This is a genomic window from Microbulbifer okhotskensis (genome assembly GCF_023895975.1).
Classification (GTDB): Bacteria; Pseudomonadota; Gammaproteobacteria; order Pseudomonadales; family Cellvibrionaceae; genus Microbulbifer; species Microbulbifer okhotskensis.
The window spans coordinates 1-2,849 of the sequence record NZ_JALBWM010000225.1; the positions used below are offsets into that span (position 1 = coordinate 1).

General features: G+C 41.7%; 3 protein-coding genes. 2 read left to right on the forward strand and 1 reads right to left on the reverse strand.

Translation table 11 applies throughout. The features are described from left to right. Positions 1-588: hypothetical protein (locus MO867_RS21370; RefSeq protein WP_252472906.1), on the reverse strand; the 588-nt coding region annotated here is incomplete at its 3' end. Between the two features lie 264 nt (positions 589-852). Between MO867_RS21370 and MO867_RS21375 the strand changes: the two genes are divergently transcribed. Beyond that, positions 853-1,455 (forward strand): TetR/AcrR family transcriptional regulator, encoded by a 603-nt coding sequence (locus tag MO867_RS21375; RefSeq protein WP_252472907.1) that lies wholly within the window; start codon positions 853-855, stop codon positions 1,453-1,455. A 102-nt stretch (positions 1,456-1,557) separates the two neighbouring features. Next, positions 1,558-2,694, forward strand: coding sequence for a methyltransferase (locus MO867_RS21380; protein WP_252472908.1), 1,137 nt, complete (start codon positions 1,558-1,560; stop codon positions 2,692-2,694). The last annotated feature ends 155 nt before the right edge of the window (positions 2,695-2,849 follow it).

A 2,849-nucleotide genomic window follows, 5' to 3' on the forward strand; every position in this document is an offset into this window, starting at 1 on the left:
TACATGTCCATGGTTCCTACCCATTTCACCTCTTAAAACTGTCCGAAGTATTGTTAAAATTGAAAAATTCATAAAAGACCAGTCTGGAGAGTTATTATAGGTCTTAGCGGGCACATATTTCCCGGTCAATGGGTCCATGATATTGTTGTTGTCAACTTGAACCACAAAATGATTTGAAGGGCTTGTATTAGATTTATACATTCGAATAGCAATCCCTCCATTCAGATCCGGCATAAGTCCACCATTGCGAGTTTTCCAAACTTGAACACGTGGATATTGTTTTAATTTACCCAGCCAGCTTGAAAGAAGAGTTCCGTACCACCTGGATTCTTCCATGCCTTGATCAATCACCTCAAGCTTTAAATCTAAGGTGTGTGAGATTAGGGATTCCACTAGGCCGTGAGGCGTGCATCCCAATGTATCTATCGAGCAAGTACGTGCTCTTTTGAAGGCCCCTTTCTGGAAGACGGAATCGTTATCTTGAAACCCAAATAATAAAATATTTTTGTTTTTCATCCAGCGTAAAGAATATTGAACTGAGGCTACACCACATGCTGTACTGTGTATTTGTTTGACGGGATCTATCATTTGTTTCCCCATTGATTATCGTTCTTTTCTTCCAATAGCTCTTTATTGTAGGCTATCAGTAGTCGAAAATTGTCTTGGGTATAAATTGGACTAACATAAGTCGTTAGGGTCACGCCACTCATTTCTGTGACGTTTTTACTTGATATGTTCCGCTTCGATAGATCTGCACAGTTTGTACAAAACCCCGATATTGAACAATAGCTGCTCTGGCTATCAAGGAGATACACTGTTAGCCTCAGATAAATCACACGTAAGGGGCGACAAATGGGGAATACGCAGGAGTCCGAAGTTGCTACCCGGCTAATAGAGGCTGCTCGAGAGTGTTTTTTGAGCGATGAATATCATCGTGTCACTACCCGTCAGATTGCAGCAAAAGCGGGGGTGGCGGTTTCGATGATTCGATATTACTTTGGCAGTAAGGATGGGTTGTATGAAGATATGATTCGTCAAACCCTATTGCCTCTTATTGATGCTGTTGAGCAATTAAGTTTGGATGGTGACTGGGAGTTTAGTGATTTTTTCGATCTCTATTACTCGACGATGCAGAAGAATCCAAGGTTCCCAGCCCTGATTCTAAAGATAATGGCTCTCAATCAGGGGCCCGGAAAGAATGTTATTCGGCAGTTGCTGGAGCGTGGTCGTCAACGTGGTGCTCGACGTCTGCAAGAGATTCAAGGTAAGGAGTTTCTTTTTAAAAATTCTGAATACGACCTGATACGGATTGCTTTTGTCAGTCTCGCCATGTTACCGATGCTGGCTAAGCCCGTTTTTGAGGAGCAGATGGGCCAGGTGATGGGGCCGGAATTTCTGAAACAGCTCTCAGACTTTAATGGGTGTCTTTTGAAAACGGCCTTGCAGAGTATGTGAGTTACTTTTTTCTCGTCTGCTCTGTTGAGTAAATTAATTATTACGATTTAATAATTAAAGATCAAAATCATTTAATCAGACAGGCATTTCTGAGGGGTCTTCATGCCTAAATCCTTACAAAGAAATAAAATTTCAAATTGGATGTTTCAACAATTGTCAGGTGCGATTAGCCGATTTTCCAATATCTCAAGCAATTTAATTCCACCATCTTTTCGTCTGATGCAAATGGGATCGCTTTTTTGGCAGTCAAGATGTTTGTATGTTGCCGCACGTCTTGATATTGCTGAATATGTTGGCGATGAGGCAGTTTCAATACAAAAATTAGCGGTCGATTGTAAATCAGATGAAGATTATCTTTACCGATTGATGCGAATGCTTAGTGCTATGGGAGTATTTAAAGAAACAAAGGCGAGGCATTTCGCACATAATAGGAACTCCTATGTACTTCGTAGCGACTCTGATAAGAGTGTGAAGAATATGATTCTTATGCATAATTCGCCGGAGTTTAGTCGGCCTTGGTTTATGGGTTTAGAAGGAAATATACAAAAGGGGAGGGTCCCTTTTGAGTGTGTCAATGGGAAAGAACTATTTGCATATATGGATGAAAACCAGGAGGTCAGCGATATATTTTCCAATGCAATGGACACAGTTGATCATGTAACAGGATTGAAATACCTTGACGACTTCGACTGGGAAAAATTCGACCGAATCATTGACCTGGGTGGAGCAAAAGGTAGTAAAAGTGCTGGTATTTTATCCTCTTATAAGCACTTGAGATCTCTTGTGGTTGACAGGGCAAACGTAGAGTCTTTAGCAAGAGCGTATTGGCGGGACCATGTGGAGAAGAACATTGAAGAGCGATTAGATTTTTACCCTGCAGATATTCTTAACGGCAGACTCCCATGTGCTAGTGGTGACAAGGATATCTATCTCTGTGTCGCTGTATTTCATTTGCTGAGCGATTCGGTAGCACAGCAATTTCTGGAGAGTATTCATAAGGCTATGGGAGGCTGTGGGGGAACCCTGGCCATTGCTGATGCCATGTTGCCAGAAAAGGACGCAGATCTCACTTTGGCGGCGATGGATATTCAAATGCTAATGGGCACTCGAGGGAGGGAAAGAACAATAAAAGAGTGGAACCAACTGTTTGATAAGAGCCCGCTGTATCTGGTGGAAGTTGTTAATGTCCGCTCGTTTGCAAAAATTATGGTCTTAAAGCCGAGAAAGCTACGTATATAGTTTTCGAGGTTGATCTACTGATTTTCAGTTTATCTAAGCTGGGGCGGCCTTGAAAAAAATCATCTTTTTAAAGACAATACTTCGGACAGTTTTAGGGGGTGAAATAGGTAGGAACCACGGCCAGATACTGAGAAAATAAGGTTCTCACTTCAAAT

Excerpts from the sequence above, each read along its gene's own strand:
- MO867_RS21375 (WP_252472907.1), top strand. The coding sequence starts at position 853 with ATGGGGAATACGCAGGAGTCCGAAGTTGCTACCCGGCTAATAGAGGCT.
- MO867_RS21380 (WP_252472908.1), top strand. The coding sequence starts at position 1,558 with ATGCCTAAATCCTTACAAAGAAATAAAATTTCAAATTGGATGTTTCAA.